We start from the raw sequence: 15,930 nt of genomic DNA, 5'->3' as shown, positions 1-15,930 counted from the left end.
TCCCGGACACGGAGACGAAAGCCCCCACACGCACGGCACGCGAGGAGCCCACGCGGGGCTCCCAGGGGGTACCGGTGGAATGTTGGGTGCGCTTCATGAAGTCTCCAGGGGTAGGTGGGGGTCGGCAGCCTTGCACGGGCCCCCGGCCGGGCGGCAAGCGCTGCTTGCAAGCTGCAAGGAAACACCGCCCGTGATAGTTGGCCCCGGGTCATGACGAACGAGCTCCACAGGGAGGTCGCCCGGCGGCGCACCTTCGCGATCATCTCCCACCCCGACGCGGGCAAGACGACCCTCACCGAGAAGCTGCTGCTCTACGGCGGCGCCATCCACCTGGCCGGCAGCGTGAAGGCCAAGCGGGCGCGGCGGCATGCCACCTCCGACTGGATGGAGCTGGAGAAGGAGCGCGGCATCTCCGTCACCTCGTCCGTCCTCCAGTTCGTCTACCGCGACCACGCGGTGAACCTGCTCGACACCCCGGGCCACCAGGACTTCTCCGAGGACACCTACCGCACCCTGGCCGCGGCGGACGCGGCGGTGATGCTCATCGACGCCGCCAAGGGCGTGGAGCCGCAGACCAAGAAGCTCTTCAAGGTCTGCCGCATGCGGGGCATCCCCATCTTCACCTTCGTCAACAAGCTGGACCGCTACGGCCGCGAGCCGCTGGAGCTGATGAACGAGCTGGAGCAGGTGCTCGGCATCCGCTCCTACCCGATGAACTGGCCCATCGGCATGGGGCCCGAGTTCCGCGGCGTCTACGACCGGCAGGCGCGCGTCGTCCACGTCTTCTCCGCCGAGGGCTCGCACGGCGAGTCGGAAGTGACGGAGCGCTCGGTCTCCATCGACTCGGACGAAATCAAGCGCGTCCTCACCGACGTGGAGCTGGCGAAGCTGCACGAGGACATCGAGCTGCTCGACATCGGCGGTGATGAGTTCACCCGCGAGAAGAGCGACGCGGGCCAGCTGACGCCCATGTTCTTCGGCAGCGCGATGACCAACTTCGGCGTGCGTCCGTTCCTGGATGCCTTCCTGGAGCTGGCCCCCGCGCCCACCCCGCGGCCGACGACGCAGGGGCCGCGTGAGCCCACGAACCCGAAGTTCGCCGGCTTCGTCTTCAAGATTCAGGCGAACATGGACCCGGCGCACCGCGACCGCATCGCCTTCATGCGCGTGGTGAGCGGCCGCTACGTGAAGGGCATGAGCGCCTTCCACTCGCGGCTGGGCAAGGAGGTCCGCCTGGCCAAGCCGAGCCAGTTCATGGCCGCCGAGCGCACCTCCATCGAGGATGCGTGGCCCGGAGACGTCATCGGCCTGTTCGACCCGGGGCAGTACCGCATTGGCGACACGCTGGCGGAGGGCGCCGGCGTGGAGTTCGAGGGCGTGCCGCGCTTCAGCCCGGAGTTCTTCGCCGTCGTCCGCAGCAAGGACCCGCTCCGCCGCAAGCAGATGGAGAAGGGCCTGGAGCAGCTCTCCGAGGAGGGCACGGTGCAGATCTTCCAGCAGCTGCAGATGGGGATGAAGGACCCCATCGTCGGCGTGGTCGGCGCGCTCCAGTTCGAGGTCCTCCAGTACCGGCTGGAGCACGAGTACGGCGCGAAGATTGCGCTGGACCGGCTGCCCTTCAGCCACGCGCGCTGGGTGGTGGGCCCCAACTTCGACCCGAAGGCATTCGACTGGGAAGGCAACCGCCAGACGGTGCAGGACCGGGACGGCCTGCCGCTGGTGCTCTTCCGGGATGACTGGGCGCTCCAGCACGCCGAGGACAAGCACCCGGAGCTGAAGTTCCTCTCCGAGGCGCCGCAGCTCCGGCAGGCCACCGCCGTGGCGACGGGCTCCTGAGCCCCGCGGGCATCCCGCCTGGACCCAGGCCCCCACGAGTGGACTTTCGTGGGGGCCTTCGTTAATCGAAGGGGGCCTTCTCCGTCGCGCCACAGCCCGGCCCACTGCATGTCCGAGCGGAACCTCTCACCGCACGAGGTGGTGCGCGCCTGGCGCGAGGGCTGGCCCGTATTGGCATCCTCCCAGGCGCTGCTGGACCTGTTCGAGCGGGCGTTTCGAGGACTCTGGCGCCGTGGCCACTCGACCCTGGGCAGGGTCACCCTGATGGCCGTCACGGAGCGCGTGCTCCAGCAGGGGGCCAAGGTCCATCCCCACCTGTCGGCACTCATCGTCCGGCCAGAGGGGGTGCGTTTCGGGGAGCTGCGCCCCGTCGCCGAGCAACTCGACGCGGGGCGGCTGGAGGAGTCGCTGGTGTTCCTGGTCGAACAGTGGCTGTGCGTCCTCGGGGCGCTCACTGGAGAGGTCCTGTCCTCCTCGCTCCATCGAGCGTTGCTCGACGTGCGGAGTGTCAGGGGGGCGTCTCGGACGGGTGCGCAGGAGCGCTCGCGATGAAGGAGCCCCTGCATCCAGAGGGGGACGTTCCCGCCAACGCGGACGGGCCTGCTTCCCGGAGGAGGCCTCGCAGGGGGCCGCCGCGCGAGCGCGAGCTGGCCCGTCGCTACCTGGCGCACGTCCACGAGGCCAGCCAGCTGCTCAGCTCCGCCGACAGCGTCGCGGGGCGCTTCCCCGTGCTGATGGAGCGGGTGGCGCGCTGGCTACCCGTGCGCAGCGCCCTCCTGCTGGAGGGGGTGGATGCCGTGGGAGACGCCGTCCCCGCGCGCCCGCTCGTGACGGCGTGGCAGCCGTCGGTGCCTGCCATGGCGCATGCCGCCGCCACGTATGCATACCTGGTGGGGGTGGAGCGCGTGGAGCTCCAGGGGCAGGACGTCCCGCCGGGCCCCTTCGGCGCAGGGCCCGCCACGGTGCCAGGCGCGGTGACTCTCCCGCTGGTGTCGAAGGGCGGCATCTTCGGCGCGCTTCACGTGGAAGCGGAGGCGCTGCGGGAGGAGGGACTGGCGTTCCTCGACGCGGTGGCGAACCTGCTCGCGGTGGCCCTGACGAAGGAGCACGTGCTGCGCCGCGAGGTCCGCCTGCGCGAGCGAGCCGAGGCGCTCTTCCTCCAGGCGCAGGAGGCCGTCCGCTGGCGCGACGAGCTGCTCACCGTCGTCTCCCACGACATCAAGACGCCGCTGCTGGCGGTGCGGATGAACGCGGAGATGATTCTGAACGCGGGCACCGCGCCCGAGAAGGAGCACCGCCGGCGGCGCTACCTGGAGAACATCGTCCTGGCCGAGCAGCAGATGAGCAGCCTCATCGGCAACCTGCTGGACCGGGCGCGCCTGCGAGGCATGCCGACGCCGCTCACGCTCCAGCTCCAGCTGGTGGAGTCGCTACTCCATCAATCGATGGAGGTGCTCCGGCCGCTCGCCCTGGAGAAGGGGCAGGCGCTGACGGTGGAGGTGGCGCCCGGGACGCCTCCGGTGCTGGCGGACCGCGAGCGCATCCTCCAGGTGCTCGCCAACCTGGTGAGCAACGCCATCAAGTTCACCCCCCATGGGGGCGCCATCTCGGTGGCGGCTCGTCCGGCGGGGGTGGGGTGGGTGCGCTTCTCCGTGAAGGACTCCGGACCGGGCATTCCCGCCGAGGACGCGCCGCACCTCTTCGAGCCCTTCTGGCGGGCCGGTCACTCCTCGGGACGCGGCACGGGGCTGGGCTTGAGCATCGCCTGGAGCCTGGTGACCGCGCATGGCGGTACGCTCGACGTGGAGAGCCAGGAGGGGCAGGGGAGTACGTTCTCCTTTACCCTGCCCGTGGCCTCGCCCTGAGGCTACTTATAGGGCGTGACGGTGCCGCCGCGGAAGGCGGAGTCCCGCAGCACCAGGCCTTCCTTGCAGAGGCGCGCCGTCTTCGGGCCCACGTAGAAGCCCTTGGGCTCGCCCTTGCGGTACGTCTTCTTGATGTACTCCTCGACCTCGAGGAACAGGCGCCGGAACTTGTCGGGCGCCGCGTTCTTCCGGCCCGTCTGCGCGGTGACGTCCAGCTCGGCCCACATCTTCCCGCTGAGCAGCTCGCCTTCCTCGTTGGGGCGGCAGCGCTCCATGAAGATGACGGGCGAGCGCACCTCGTCGATGCGCCAGAAGCCCTTGTCCGGGCCTCGCTTCACCTTGTCGACGATGGCGCCGCCGATTTCGGAGGCCACCATGTAGAGCTCCTCCGGGGGCAGCCGGTCCATGTTCTCCGCGTTCGCACGGAAGGTCTCCCAGTCCTGGGGAACGCGCCGGGGGTACACCTCCAGGACGAAGCGCTCCAGGAAGCGGAAGAAGGCGACTTCGTCGTCGGGGGACATGAAGAACTGAATGACGTTGGCCATCGCGCAGCCCTCATACTCCCGAGTGCGTCTTTCGCGATAGTGCGCCGCGAAGCGGGCTATGACTTCGGGTATGGATACCTGGCTGCTTTCCCGGATGCAGGAGCTTCGCGACCTTCAGGGCCTCATTGGCCTGGCCACGTGGGACATGGAGACGTACCTGCCTTCCAAGGCGGGGCCCGCGCGCTCCCACCAGCTCGCCACCCTGCAGGGACTTCACCACGAGCGCCTCGTGGACCCCCGGCTGGGGGACGCCCTGGCCCAGGCCGCCTCGCAGGAGGACCTGTCCGACGATGCCCGGGCCATGGTGGCGGTGCTGACGCGGGAGCGGGAGCGGGAGGTGCGCGTCCCCGCCTCCCTGGTGCGGGCGCTCGCCGGGGCCGTCAGCGACGCCATCCAGGCCTGGCGGGAAGCCCGGCAGGCAAGGCGCTTCGCCGTATTCCAGCCCGCGCTCCAGCGCCTGCTGACACTGCGCCGGGAGCAGGCGGACGCCTACGGCCATGACGGGGAGCGGTATGACGCGCTGCTGGAGGGGCATGAGCCTGGCATGCGCGTGGCGCGGCTCACGCCGGTGCTGTCCGCGCTGCGCGAGCACCTCATCCCCATGGTGGGCAAGCTCACGGCGGTGAGCCGGCCGGTGGCGCCCTTCCTGGTGGGGCGTCATTACGACAAGGACGCCCAGTGGGCCTTCACCCTGCGGCTGCTGAAGGACATCGGCTTCGACCTGGAGGCGGGCCGGCAGGACCTGAGCATCCATCCCTTCACGGGGGGAACCCACCCGCTGGACGTGCGGCTCACCACGCACGTGGACACGTCTTCGCCGCTGCCCGCCATCTTCAGCACCATCCACGAGGCCGGCCACGGACTGTACGAACAGGGCTTCGCGCCCGAGCACCACCGGACCCCGCTGGCCGCCGCGCCCTCCATGGGGCTGCACGAGTCCCAGTCCCGGCTGTGGGAGAACATCGTCGGACGCAGCCTGCCGTTCTGGCGGCACTACTTCCCCGTGCTGCGCGCGGCCTTCCCGGCGGCGCTGTCCGGAACGGACGTGGAGACGTTCCACGCCGCGGTGAATGCCGTGGGCCCGTCGCTCATCCGCATCGAGTCGGACGAGGTGACGTACAACCTCCACATCGCGCTGCGCTACGAGCTGGAGCTGCTGCTGGTGCGCGACGAGCTGCCGGTGGAGGACCTGCCCGCCGCGTGGAACGCGCGCATGGAGAAGTACCTGGGCATCACCCCGCCGGATGACACCCAGGGCGTGCTCCAGGACATCCACTGGGCCTGGGGCGAGCTGGGCTATTTCCCGACGTACTCCCTGGGCAACCTGTACGCGGCGTCCCTCTATCGCGCCGCGAAGCGCGACCTGCCGGCGCTGGAGGAACACCTCGGGCGCGGCGAGCTGCTGCCCCTGCGCGACTGGCTGCGCACGCATGTGCACCAGCACGGCTTCCGCCTCTCCGCGGAGGAGCGGGTGAAGCAGGTGACGGGGCAGGGACTCACGGACACCGACTTCCTGGCGTACCTGAAGGAGAAGTACGGCGCGCTCTACGGTGTCTCGCTTTAGAGGCCTTGCTTCGGTCGAGCCGCCGCTCAGGCCGTGGGCTTCAGGAGCCAGTGTGAGCCAACGGCCCAGCCGAGGAAGACCCGGCCGGGCTGTGGCGCATCCTGCCCTTGAATCACCGCCAGAAGCCGGATGAGCGCCGGGGCGAACCGGGACGCCAGTTGGCGCGGTTGCGCATCCAGGTGCTGCTGGGCCCAGCTCCCGAAGGACTCCTGCTCGGGCTGCGAGAGCAGGGAGAGGAAGAACACCATCTGTCGCCATGCGTAGGCGGCGTTCTTCATGTTGCGGAGCCGGTGCTGGTAGCGAGGGACTTCGAGCAGCAGCAACTGACACACGCTCACGAAGCATCGGCGAGCCAGCTCGGGCAGTTGTGGCCGCAGCGCTCGCGTGAGGTCCAGGGCCTCGAACAGGATGGCCAGGTTGTGCGTGGTCAGGATTTGAGCCTGCTCGATAACCATCCCATTGCTGCTGACCCCACCGGGTTGGTGCCCCTCCGCCTGGGCGCGTTGCAGGCAGCGCTGGGCGAAACCCGCAGGGTTTGTCTGGAGCAATGACTCCATGGGGAGGTCGTAATAGCGCGCGTAGAGGCTACCTTGAACAAAGGCCGCGGCCCGTCGTGCCGCCTCGTCGAACTTCGGCGAGAACGCGTTCATGAAGATGTCCGCCGCCAGTTCCTCCACCAACGGGAGTTTCAACCCCGCCGCCTGAGCCAACGCCCTCAACTCCTGCAGCAGCTTGTTGGGGATGAGGACGTCGGGGAACGCAGAGAGGGCCAGCGAGGTGAGGCGCTGGAGCGTCTAGGCCGCCACCTCCTGCTGGCCCAGGTTCGGCGTGCGGTGGGCATCGATGGCGCGAACCCAGGGCAGCTCCTGGAGCTTGACCTGGGATTGGAGGTCGAGCAGCAGCAGCGAGCGTCGCCGGCGGAACGCAGCGTAGATGTGCCCGTACAACCGCCGGAGCTCGGGGTCCGTCACGCCCTGCGCCGCCACATGTGCGGAGACCTGAGGGAGGACCTTGGCCAGGACCTCGCTGGAGGTGATGACCTTTCGCGAAACGAGGTCCTCGAGCGCGGTGTTCTCACAGCGTGCCACTTTCCGAATCAGGGATGGCGGGAACGTCGCGCCTTCGGCCACGCCCTGGCGGGATGCCTCCGTCGCGGTGACCGGACCCGTCACCTGGTCCAGGGAGTCGAGTCCCTCGTCGCCGGGGTAGGCGAAGAGTCGAACCAGGAGCACCTTTGCGAGGTCCCGGTGCGTGGGCAGCGCCGCGACGCGTTGCTGCTCCTCGCGAAGCGAGCGCAATCGGTCACTGCCGGGCAGCCCGCGCACACGGGCGATGTCGTCGAGGACATGCTGCACTCGCCGCTGCTGTCCCGGGGGTAACGCGGCTGGTTCCCGCACAGCCTGGGCGAGTACGTTGCGCAGCTTCGCGAAGTGGCTCTTCGGATGATGGGGCCACTTGCAATGCGGGTGCTTCGTCCGGGCCTGCTCCACCGCGTCGAGCAGCTTCCTGCCGCGTGCGCTCCAATCGTGAGGGAAGTGCTGGCAGACCCCCTCCGAGGTCCGCGTTTCGAGGAACAGTTGGACGAGCCGGTCATACAGCGGCGTCCAGACCTCGGCGGACTCGCGTTGCCGCTCGATTTCCACGGGCACGTGGACCCGCTGGAGTTGCTTCGTGGTTTCCGCCACGGTTTGGAGGTGGACGTGGAGCCCGTCCTCTGTGGAGGGCGCGTGGGGCGCCGGGTAGAAGCGCAGCCGGGAGAAGAAGGGCACGAGCTCCTCGAGCAGGGCCCGCGCCTGCTCTGCGTCGCCATGGCGCAGCAGCCATGCCGCGGTCAGGAGAGCCCCTTCCTCGGGGACGTCGATGCGGTAGGCCCCCGTGGCCAGCATGTCCCCGAGGAGCGCCAGCCCCTCGTCACTGAGGAAGTATGCGTTCAGGGCCGCGCGCGGGTTGTGACTGGCACCGGGGCCGAGCTGCTCCAGCCACGCCTCCTCGTGGGCGGCGAGCGGTCCCTCGGCGAGGAGCCCACCGGTGGCGAAGCCACCTTTCATCACCTTCAGGGTGGCCCACGCGGGGATGCCCACCACCGGAGTGCGGGAGCCGACGTCGAGCGCGCCAGAGATGAGGCCTTCGACCACCTTCAGCCAGTGCGCCACCTTCGCAACGCTGCCTGCGCGAGTCTCGGGGGCGGGGCGCTCCACGGACGTCGTCAGCGCGCGAGAGAGCTGGCCAAGAACGAAATTCGGGTTGATGCGGAGGGCAGGCAGGGGACGGGAGGCGTCTGAAGGATGGCTCAATCGAAAGTCTCACGACAGCGAGGCATGCAGGACGGCGGTGCTGGTCACTTCGCGGGCCACGACGGACATCCAGACATGCCCTGACACCCTAGCAACCCCGGGTTCGGTGGGACAGGGCGCGCACATGCAATACATGCCCGAGACATCCTTCGAGCGACGAGAGGTCCAGGTGCATCGGCCAGCGCGAGGATTCGTGGGTGTTCTGTTCCAATGTCATACAGCTGCGTCATGTAGGGGCGCACCGCCGAGCGCCTGACGTGTGAGGCTGCCCGCGGGGGCAGGTCATCGGGTGGCTGTGGTGACTGTGATACGATTGGGAGATGCGAATGGCCACTTCGGAGAGAAGTCTGGGTGGCATCAAGTGGCCGTGCCTCTTGACGGTGCTGGCGTGCTCGGGAGGTGAGCTTTCGGCCGTCAACGGAGGCCGGACGCCGGGAGCCCGGGCGTTGGTCCCACTCCCAGCCGTGAAGCTGAAGTCCTTCGACCCGGGCGCGAGCGCCATCCAGATGCTGGCCTTCGATGACCTGCTCCTGGCGGGAGTCGACCCCGGCTCGACGAATCTGGAGCTGTGGCGCTCGGATGGTACCGCGGAGGGGACGCAGCGCATCCATCTGGGCGTTCATGCCGAGGAGGGACGCCTCTCCATGGCGAAGGTCGGGGCGCGGGTGCTCTTCACGTCGGGAAACTCGCTCTGGTCCACGGACGGGCTCGACGCGGGAACCACGCAGGTCGCTTCGCTGCCGTTCTACGGGTTCAGGGTCGAAAGCACCGGGCCGTACGCGTTCCTGGTCGGTGATACGCCCAACAAGGTGCTCTGGCGCACGGATGGCACCGCGCTGGGCACGCATGAGGTCCCGAATCAGCCCTCCAGCATCGAGGGGTTCGCCGTGGTCCATGGGCGTGGCTGGTTCAATGCGCCCTACTTCGCTGGTGAGCCGGAGTTGTGGCTCGCGGACGCAACGCCGGGCGGGCAGGCCCGCTTCCTCAAGGACATCATCCCAGGCCCGTTGGGTTCCATCCCCAACGGGTTCGTTCCCCTGGGGAGCCTGACGTTCTTCAGGGCCACGGAACGCACCATTGGTGGCGAGCTGTGGAAGTCGGATGGGACGCCCGATGGCACCGTTCGCGTGACGGAAGCCCCAGGCCCTGCCGAGACGGTCCCCGTCCAGCTCTTTCCATGGAAGGGCCACGTGTACTACTGGGCGTTGGGCCTGGGGGGCACGCTGTACAGGTCGGATGGGACGATGGCCGGCACGCACCAGGTGAGCGCGCAGGTGAGCTCGGGTGAAGGCGGCTTCCTTGGCTGGGGAGACTTCCTGTTCGTCTCCGCGGTGGATGACACGGGGGACCACGAGCTCTGGCGTACGGACGGCACGCCCGAGGGCACGGTGCGTGTCGCGGACCTGAACCCGGGCACCGCGTCGTCCGCTCCGGCGTCGCTCGTGCTGATGTCGGAAGACGGGCCGCTGGTCTTCGTGGCCACGACACCGGATGCCGGGCGGGAGCTGTGGCGACTGGACTCGCCATCGGGGACGCCCACGCTTGCCGCGGACGTGGCTGCGGGGGCAGCGTCCTCGTCACCTGCGAACCTGACCATCGTGGGGACGGACCTGTACTTCACCGCGCATGATGGAACGAGCAGCGGGCTCTTCGTGCTGTCGGGGCTCATCCCCGGTCCAGAGGTGGACGGCGGAACGGACGCGGGCTCGGAGTGCGATGCGGGCGCTGAGCCAGATGCCGGTTCCGAGATGGATGCCGGGACCGAGCCCGACGCGGGGACTGGAGTCGATGCGGGCTCGGAAGCCGACGGGGGCGCGGAGCCGGATGCGGGCACCGGGCACGATGCAGGCGCGGAGCCGGATGCGGGGAGCACGCAGGACGCGGGCGCGACGGATGGTGGAACCGGAGAGCCGCCTCCGGGAGGGGGATGCGGCTGTCAGTCCACTCCGGCATCGGTGCCGTGGAGCCTGGCCTTGCTGGGGCTCATCGTCACGGCACGTCGTCGGTCGAGGGCTTCTTGAAAGAGGGTGGCTGGAGCGAGCGCGGGCTCTGCCCTGCTCCTTGTCGGCCCCGGAGCGTGCCTTTACCGTAGGCGCATGAGGACCGTGGATGAATGGAAGGCGACTCTGCGTGTCGCGTTGAAGGAAGCACTGCGCACCCGAAACGCGTCTGCGTCGGCCGTGCTTCGTGAAACGCTGGCCGCCATCGACAACGCCGAGGCGCCCGACCTGAGCGTGGCGCCGGCCGCCGTCGACAACGTGTTCGCCGGAAGCGCGGGTGGACTCGGGAGCGGTGAAGTGTCCCGATTGGTCCTGTCACCGGACGCGGTGAATGCCCTGGTCCAGCGTGAAATCCAGGAGCGGCAGGAAGCGGTGGCGCTCTATGTCAAGCTTGGGCGGCATGAGGAAGCCAGCGCATTGAAGGCCCAAGTGGATGTGCTGCTGGCGCTTTGAGTCGCTGTGAGCCTTCTGGCTGCGCGGGACCCACCGGTTCGGCCCGGCCGCCGACCTGCACACGGCCTCTTGTCAGGACGAGAACAGCAGCGGCCTGCAAGCGCGCGCCAGTTGCAGCGCATCTCTCGCGAGCGTGTACGAGTCCCGGTCCTCCGCGTCCAGCCACGCGGCCCGGGCCACCAGGTTGGCCAGCTCGAAGCACAGGCTCGCGGTGCGCCGGGCCAACCGGCTCTCTTTCTGGAGCGCCCGGGCATTCAGCTCGCACAGTTCGGCACACTGACGGAGCAGACGTACCACCTCGCCGGATAGCGGTTCCCCGCGCGCCACCAGTCGGGCCATGCCCTCCTCGCAGGAAACCTGACACTGGAGGCTCGCGGCGATGCACCGGGAGACGTCCGCGCGCGCACCGCCGATTCTCGCTGCCAGCATCGAGGCCTCCTTCATCCAGAGCGACGACAAAGTTATGCACGAGGCGTCTGACGGCAACCCGAAGTAAGGAGCCCTTCGGTACGTGCTAAGCGATGGGACATGCCCAAGCTCACCCTCGTTCCCCCTGAAATCGAGGCGTACGCGGAAGCGCACACCACGGCACCCGCGCCACTCTTCGAGGCGCTGCGTGATGTCACGTACTCGCGAATGTCCTCTCCCCACATGCAGGTGGGGGCCGTCGAAGGCGCCTTCTTGCGGATGCTGGTCGCGCTCACCGGCGCGCGGCGCGTGTTGGAAATCGGCACCTTCACCGGCTATTCGGCGCTGATGATGGCGGAGGCGCTCCCGGACGATGGGGCGCTCATCACCTGCGACCTCAACCCTGAGGCCGCGGACGTGGCGCGTTCCTTCTTCGAGCGCAGCCCGCATGGGCGGAAGATCGACCTGCGCCTGGGACCGGCCCTGGAGACGCTGAGGACGCTCCAGGGCCCCTTCGACCTGGCGTTCATCGACGCGGACAAGCCGAGCTACAGCGCGTACTGGGACGCGGTGCTGCCGTTGTTGCGGCCGGGCGGGCTCGTCGTCGCGGACAACGTGCTGTGGTCCGGGCGGGTGCTCCAGCCGGAGGCGCCCCATGACCATGCCATCGTCGACTTCAACGCGAAGGTGACCGCGGACCCTCGCGTGGAGCACGTGCTGCTGACGGTGCGCGACGGGATGATGCTCGCGCGCAAGCGTTGACTCAGTAGCGGCGCAGGAAGCGCTCCAGCCCGGGGCGCAGGGCCTCTCGCTGGGCGATGCACAGGTCCACGCGCTCCAAGGTCTGCGCCAGGATTCGCTCTCCGCCCTCGAACGCGGAGGCATGGGGCTCGAAGAAGGACGCGAACTGCTTCCGGTGTTCGGCGTCGCAGAAGAAGCCGCCCGTGCTGAGCAGCCAGGGGGCGATGTCTCGCGGCAGGCGCTCCCGGAGCGCCTCGAAGTGCTCCCGCAGGAAGTCGAAGGCGACCGCGCGGGTGGGCAGCGCCTCGAGTTGCCGGAAGAGAATGGGCAGCGCCTCGCGCGCGTCCACTTCCGGGACCAGCAGCAAGGCCAGGCTGGCGCGTGCGAGCGCGGCGTCATGGAAGCCGCCCAGCGCAGTGAGGAGCAGGTCCCTTTCGCGGCGCTCGGTGGTGGTGCGCAGGGCTTCGAGCAGGCGCAGGTGCAGCGCCGCGTCGCCGCCGGCCGCCGCGGCGCCGAGCACCGCGTGGGCCGAGTCCATGGGCAGCGAGCGCCGGTCCTCCAGCCATCGCAGGGCGAGCTTCCGGGCCTCTGCGCGCAGGTGCGCGTCCTCGCCGGCCTGCGTCACCATCCACACCAGCCGGGGGCGCAGCATGCGGAGGTCATCCCCCTCGTCAGGACGCGGCAGGAGCCCCAGCCGGCGCGCCTGGGCACCGAAGAGGCTCTGGACGAAGCGCGCGTGGTTCGCCATCGAGGTCCGGGGGACGAAGTCGTCCCGCACGCTGGCGACCAGCGCCGCGGCGCCCATGACGAGGTCCGGGTCTTCCGGGCGCATCAAACGCGAGGCGAGCGCGAGGGCCCGCGCCACAGCCAGGTCCCCGCTGGCCACCAGGGCCTGGGCGTCATCCAGCAGGACGCGGCGCTCGGCCACGCTCAGTCCCTTGCCGCCATGGCGCGTGAGCCGCTCCAGGGCATCACCGCGGAGCACCGCGTGGTAGTAGCCGCGTCCCTCCACGTTGGGGTGGACCCAGTCAGGGCACGCCGTGGCTCCCTCGAGCTCGAGCGTGCCCGTGGGCTCCGAAAGCAGGGTGCAGGCCCGGCCCTCGCGCCCCTTCACGGCGTAGCGGACGCACACGGGGACCTGCCAACGCATGGGCACGTCGTGAGCGCCCGGTGAGCCCAGGGGGAGGTAGCGCCGCTGCTCCAGCGCGAGCCGGGGAGGGGCGTCCTTCGGGCACTCCAGCGCCATGGCGACGCGGGGCACGCCGGGCTGGTCCAGGAAGCTGGAGAAGGCGGAGGCCACGTCCTTGCCGGTGGCGGACGAGAGCGCGTCGAAGAAGTCCGCGGTGGTGGCGGTGCCCCTGGCATGGGCGTCGAGATAGCGACGCACGCCCTCCTGGAACGCGTCGGGGCCCACCCAGGACTCGAACATGGCCAGCACCGCGGCGCCCTTGTTGTAGGTGATGCCATCGAACGCGGCGTGGATGTCCCCCGGCGCTTCGATGGGCTGCCGGATGCTGCGAGCGCTGACGAGGCGGTCCTCCACCAGGGCATCGCCTCGCGCCTCCACGCGCCGCACGTCGCCCCGCCACTCCGGCTTCCACTGCGTCATCGCCTTGTAGGCGAGCCAGTCCGCGAAGGACTCGTTGAGCCAGAGGTCGTCCCACCACGCCGGGGTGACGAGGTTGCCGAACCACTGATGGGCCAGCTCATGCGCCTGCGTCTGCGCGAAGTAGCGCTGGCGCCACAGGGAGTCTCCCTCCACCGGCCCCAGCATCAGGGGCGCGCCGAAGGTGATGAGCCCCGGGTGCTCCATGGCGCCACCCTGCGTGCCAGGGAGGGCCAGCACGTCCAGCTTCGCGTAGGGGTAGGGCGTGCCGAACCACGCTTCCAGCCGCTCCAGCAACCGGGGCGTGGACTGCGCGGCCCAGGCGGCCTCGGCGGTGCGCCCATGCGGCACCAGCATCCGGACCGGTACGCGGTGGTGTCCCGCCACGCCAGCGTCCACGCTCTGGAAGGGGCCCACCGCGAAGGCGACCAGGTACGACGGCAGCGGAGGCGTCGTCTGGAAGCGCACCGTCTTCCAGCCATCCGGCCCGTGGGTCTCCGCCTCCACCGGCGCATTGGCGTAGGCGCCGTCCTCCTCGCGCACGCGCAGGGTGAGGCGCCAGGGAATCTTGAAGGAGGGCTCGTCGAAGCAGGGGAAGGCGCGACGCGCGGCCAGCGGCTGGAACTGCGTCATCGTGTACCAGCGCCCCGCGTCCTCCTCTCGGTAGATGCCCGAGCCCTCCCGGGCGAGCGCGCGGCCCGTGAAGGCCACGCGCAGGGTGACGGTGCCGGGCCCCACCGGCTCGCGGGGGAGGAAGACGAGCAGATCACCAATGGGCAGCGTGGACGTCCTCACGCGCGAGCCCGCGACGATGAAGGCCGCGTCTCTCACGGAGAGCGCTTCGCCGTGGAGCCATACCTCGCTCGTTGCCTGGGGCAGGGCGATTTCGATGTCCGTCGTGCCGCTGAAGGATTCCCGTCGTGGGTCCAGCTCCAGCGTCACCGTCTGGCGGACGGGGCGGACGCTCGGGGGCAGCCGGAGGCCCGGCGGGGTGAGGACGGGCGCGGCTTCCTCCACCGGCACGGCGGCCGTCGGCGGGCGGACGGGCGTCTCCGGGCTGGAGGACGTGGACGCCGGTCGCGACGCAGCGCAGGCCCAGGCGCAGAGCGCGAGCAGGGGAAGAACGATGTGTCCGAGCCGCACGAGGAAGGCCTCCAGCCGCGGCACGAAGCGGCGCGCGGGCTCGGCATTCTCCACGACCCGTGTCTGGGGCGCGAGCGGCTCCGGCCGCGGCGTGGTGCGGCGCGCGGGCTCGCATCTCCGACGACCCGCGTCTGCGGCGCGAGGGGCTCCCAGTACAGCGGCACATGGGAGGCAGGCGCCACGCCTTCCGTCTGGGGTGCGAGGCGCTGCGAGTACAGCGGCACATGGGCGGCGGGCACCACGCCTCCCGCCAGGGGCGCGCGCGGCTCGCGCCCCGGCGCCTCAGCCGTTGAGGACGGGGTAGGGCGCCAGCAGCTCCACGAGCGCGGCGCCATACAGCCGCACCCGCTTCTCGCCGAGGTAGGGCACCTGCGCGAGCTCCTCCAGGTTCTTCGGAGGCTTCGCCGCCAGCGCTTCCATCAGCGGGTTGGTGAGCACCACGCTGGGCGTCACCTTGCGCTCGGTGGCCTTCTCCACCCGGAAGGCCTTGAGCGCCTCCTCCCGCTTGCGCTTGTTGGAATCCTTGGGCCCCTTGGACTCGCGCTCCGGCGCCAGCTCGCCGCGGCGGGACTTCTCCAACTGCTCGCGGACCAGCGCCAGCAGCTCGTCACCGTACGTGCGGACGAAGGAGCCCCGCACGCCGGCCATGCGCGCCAGCTCCTTGGGGGTGGTGGGCAGCTTCACCGCGATATCCCCCAGCGCCATGTTGGAGAGCATCCGCCCCATGGGGACGTTCTCCTTCTCCGCCCACTCCAGCCGCTTGCGGTGGAGCACCTGGGCCACGGCGTTGGCCAGCGTGAGCTGCGTGGGGCTCAGCCCGGCGCGGGGCAGCTTGGGCTTGTAGTCCGCGCCCACGTCGGGCCGGGCCGCCGCCTCGTCGCACAGGCGCGCGCAGTCCAGGAGGACCTCTTCCAGGATGTCGGCCTCGTGGCAGGCGTCCCGGACCTGGCGGCCCAGCTCGCACAGGTAGCGCACGTCATTGGCGATGTACTCCCGCATCCCCGGCGGCAGGGGGCGGATGGAGAAGTCGGACTGCTGGTGCTCCTTCGGCAGCTCCACCCCCAGGCGCTCCCGGGCGAGGTCGGCCAGGCCCACCTTGGGCCAGCCCAGCAGGGTGGCGGCGCGGTGGGTGTCGAACAGCCCCTGCACCCGTACGCCGACTTCGGCCAGGAACTGCAAGTCCCCCTGCGCGGCATGGAAGAACTTCGTGCGCGCCGGGTCGGCCATCAACGGGGCGAGCATGCCCGGCTCCACCCCGGGCTGGAGCGTGTCGAGCAGGAAGATTTCGTCATCGGTGGCGAGCTGGAGGAAGCACAGCCGGGCACGGAAGGCGTGCATCGAGTCCGCCTCCAGGTCCACCGCTATCTCACGCGCCTGTTCCAGCTGGCGGGTGGCGCGTTCCTCGCCTGCGGCATCCACTACGTCAACGGCACCTTGCGGGTAGGTCGGCATCGAGGTGGGCAGGCTAGCGGACC

Annotated in this window: 13 protein-coding genes; 7 read left to right on the top strand and 6 right to left on the bottom strand. The window is 69.8% G+C overall.

Annotated elements, in window-relative coordinates; genetic code table 11:
- The first annotated feature begins 210 nt into the window (after positions 1–210).
- The 3 genes from VZL07_RS06450 to VZL07_RS06440 all read left to right on the top strand — a co-directional run bounded on the left by VZL07_RS06450 (position 211) and on the right by VZL07_RS06440 (position 3,701).
- Complete coding sequence (locus VZL07_RS06450; protein WP_426754464.1) at positions 211–1,836, top strand: peptide chain release factor 3; 1,626 nt, start codon at positions 211–213, stop codon at positions 1,834–1,836.
- A gap of 108 nt (positions 1,837–1,944) precedes the next feature.
- Positions 1,945–2,388, top strand: a complete 444-nt coding sequence (locus VZL07_RS06445; protein ID WP_426754463.1) for a hypothetical protein — start codon at positions 1,945–1,947, stop codon at positions 2,386–2,388.
- Positions 2,385–3,701: a sensor histidine kinase gene (locus tag VZL07_RS06440; RefSeq protein ID WP_426754462.1), complete on the top strand. Its 1,317-nt coding sequence runs from the start codon at positions 2,385–2,387 to the stop codon at positions 3,699–3,701. The genes VZL07_RS06445 and VZL07_RS06440 overlap by 4 nt, the downstream gene beginning before the upstream one ends.
- Before the next feature lie 2 nt (positions 3,702–3,703).
- On the opposite strand, the gene VZL07_RS06435 is transcribed toward VZL07_RS06440, so the two are convergent.
- Complete coding sequence (locus VZL07_RS06435; RefSeq protein ID WP_426754461.1) at positions 3,704–4,246, bottom strand: hypothetical protein; 543 nt, start codon at positions 4,244–4,246, stop codon at positions 3,704–3,706.
- Positions 4,247–4,316: 70 nt separating this feature from the next.
- Here VZL07_RS06435 and VZL07_RS06430 point away from each other — a divergent pair, with 70 nt between their 5' ends.
- On the top strand, positions 4,317–5,810 hold the full coding sequence (locus VZL07_RS06430; protein WP_426754460.1) for a carboxypeptidase M32: 1,494 nt from the start codon (positions 4,317–4,319) through the stop codon (positions 5,808–5,810).
- A 26-nt stretch (positions 5,811–5,836) separates the two neighbouring features.
- Here the strand turns inward: VZL07_RS06430 and VZL07_RS06425 are convergent, their stop codons facing one another.
- Positions 5,837–6,502, bottom strand: coding sequence for a hypothetical protein (locus VZL07_RS06425; RefSeq protein WP_426754459.1), 666 nt, complete (start codon positions 6,500–6,502; stop codon positions 5,837–5,839).
- Between the two features lie 102 nt (positions 6,503–6,604).
- The gene (locus tag VZL07_RS06420; protein ID WP_426754458.1) at positions 6,605–8,104 is read right to left on the bottom strand and encodes a hypothetical protein; all 1,500 of its coding nucleotides are present in this window, start codon (positions 8,102–8,104) and stop codon (positions 6,605–6,607) included.
- 446 nt (positions 8,105–8,550) lie between these two features.
- Here VZL07_RS06420 and VZL07_RS06415 point away from each other — a divergent pair, with 446 nt between their 5' ends.
- Both VZL07_RS06415 and VZL07_RS06410 read left to right on the top strand, forming a co-directional pair.
- Positions 8,551–10,125: an MYXO-CTERM sorting domain-containing protein gene (locus tag VZL07_RS06415; RefSeq protein WP_426754457.1), complete on the top strand. Its 1,575-nt coding sequence runs from the start codon at positions 8,551–8,553 to the stop codon at positions 10,123–10,125.
- 75 nt (positions 10,126–10,200) lie between these two features.
- Positions 10,201–10,557: a hypothetical protein gene (locus tag VZL07_RS06410; protein ID WP_426754456.1), complete on the top strand. Its 357-nt coding sequence runs from the start codon at positions 10,201–10,203 to the stop codon at positions 10,555–10,557.
- 72 nt (positions 10,558–10,629) lie between these two features.
- On the opposite strand, the gene VZL07_RS06405 is transcribed toward VZL07_RS06410, so the two are convergent.
- Entirely contained in the window at positions 10,630–10,986 is a 357-nt protein-coding gene (locus VZL07_RS06405; protein WP_426754455.1) for a hypothetical protein, read from the bottom strand.
- A 99-nt stretch (positions 10,987–11,085) separates the two neighbouring features.
- Here VZL07_RS06405 and VZL07_RS06400 point away from each other — a divergent pair, with 99 nt between their 5' ends.
- The gene (locus tag VZL07_RS06400) at positions 11,086–11,727 is read left to right on the top strand and encodes an O-methyltransferase (protein WP_426754454.1); all 642 of its coding nucleotides are present in this window, start codon (positions 11,086–11,088) and stop codon (positions 11,725–11,727) included.
- 1 nt (position 11,728) lies between these two features.
- On the opposite strand, the gene VZL07_RS06395 is transcribed toward VZL07_RS06400, so the two are convergent.
- Together VZL07_RS06395 and VZL07_RS06390 are read right to left on the bottom strand one after the other, a co-directional pair.
- On the bottom strand, positions 11,729–14,509 hold the full coding sequence (locus VZL07_RS06395; RefSeq protein ID WP_426754453.1) for a M1 family aminopeptidase: 2,781 nt from the start codon (positions 14,507–14,509) through the stop codon (positions 11,729–11,731).
- Positions 14,510–14,737: 228 nt separating this feature from the next.
- On the bottom strand, positions 14,738–15,907 hold the full coding sequence (locus VZL07_RS06390) for a ribonuclease D (protein ID WP_426754452.1): 1,170 nt from the start codon (positions 15,905–15,907) through the stop codon (positions 14,738–14,740).
- Between the last annotated feature and the right edge of the window lie 23 nt (positions 15,908–15,930).

The organism is Pseudomyxococcus flavus (assembly GCF_050038885.1).
GTDB classification, from domain to species: domain Bacteria; phylum Myxococcota; class Myxococcia; order Myxococcales; family Myxococcaceae; genus Myxococcus; species Myxococcus flavus.
The sequence above is the reverse complement of the archived record's forward strand: the minus strand, read 5'-3'. Positions and strand labels throughout refer to the sequence as shown.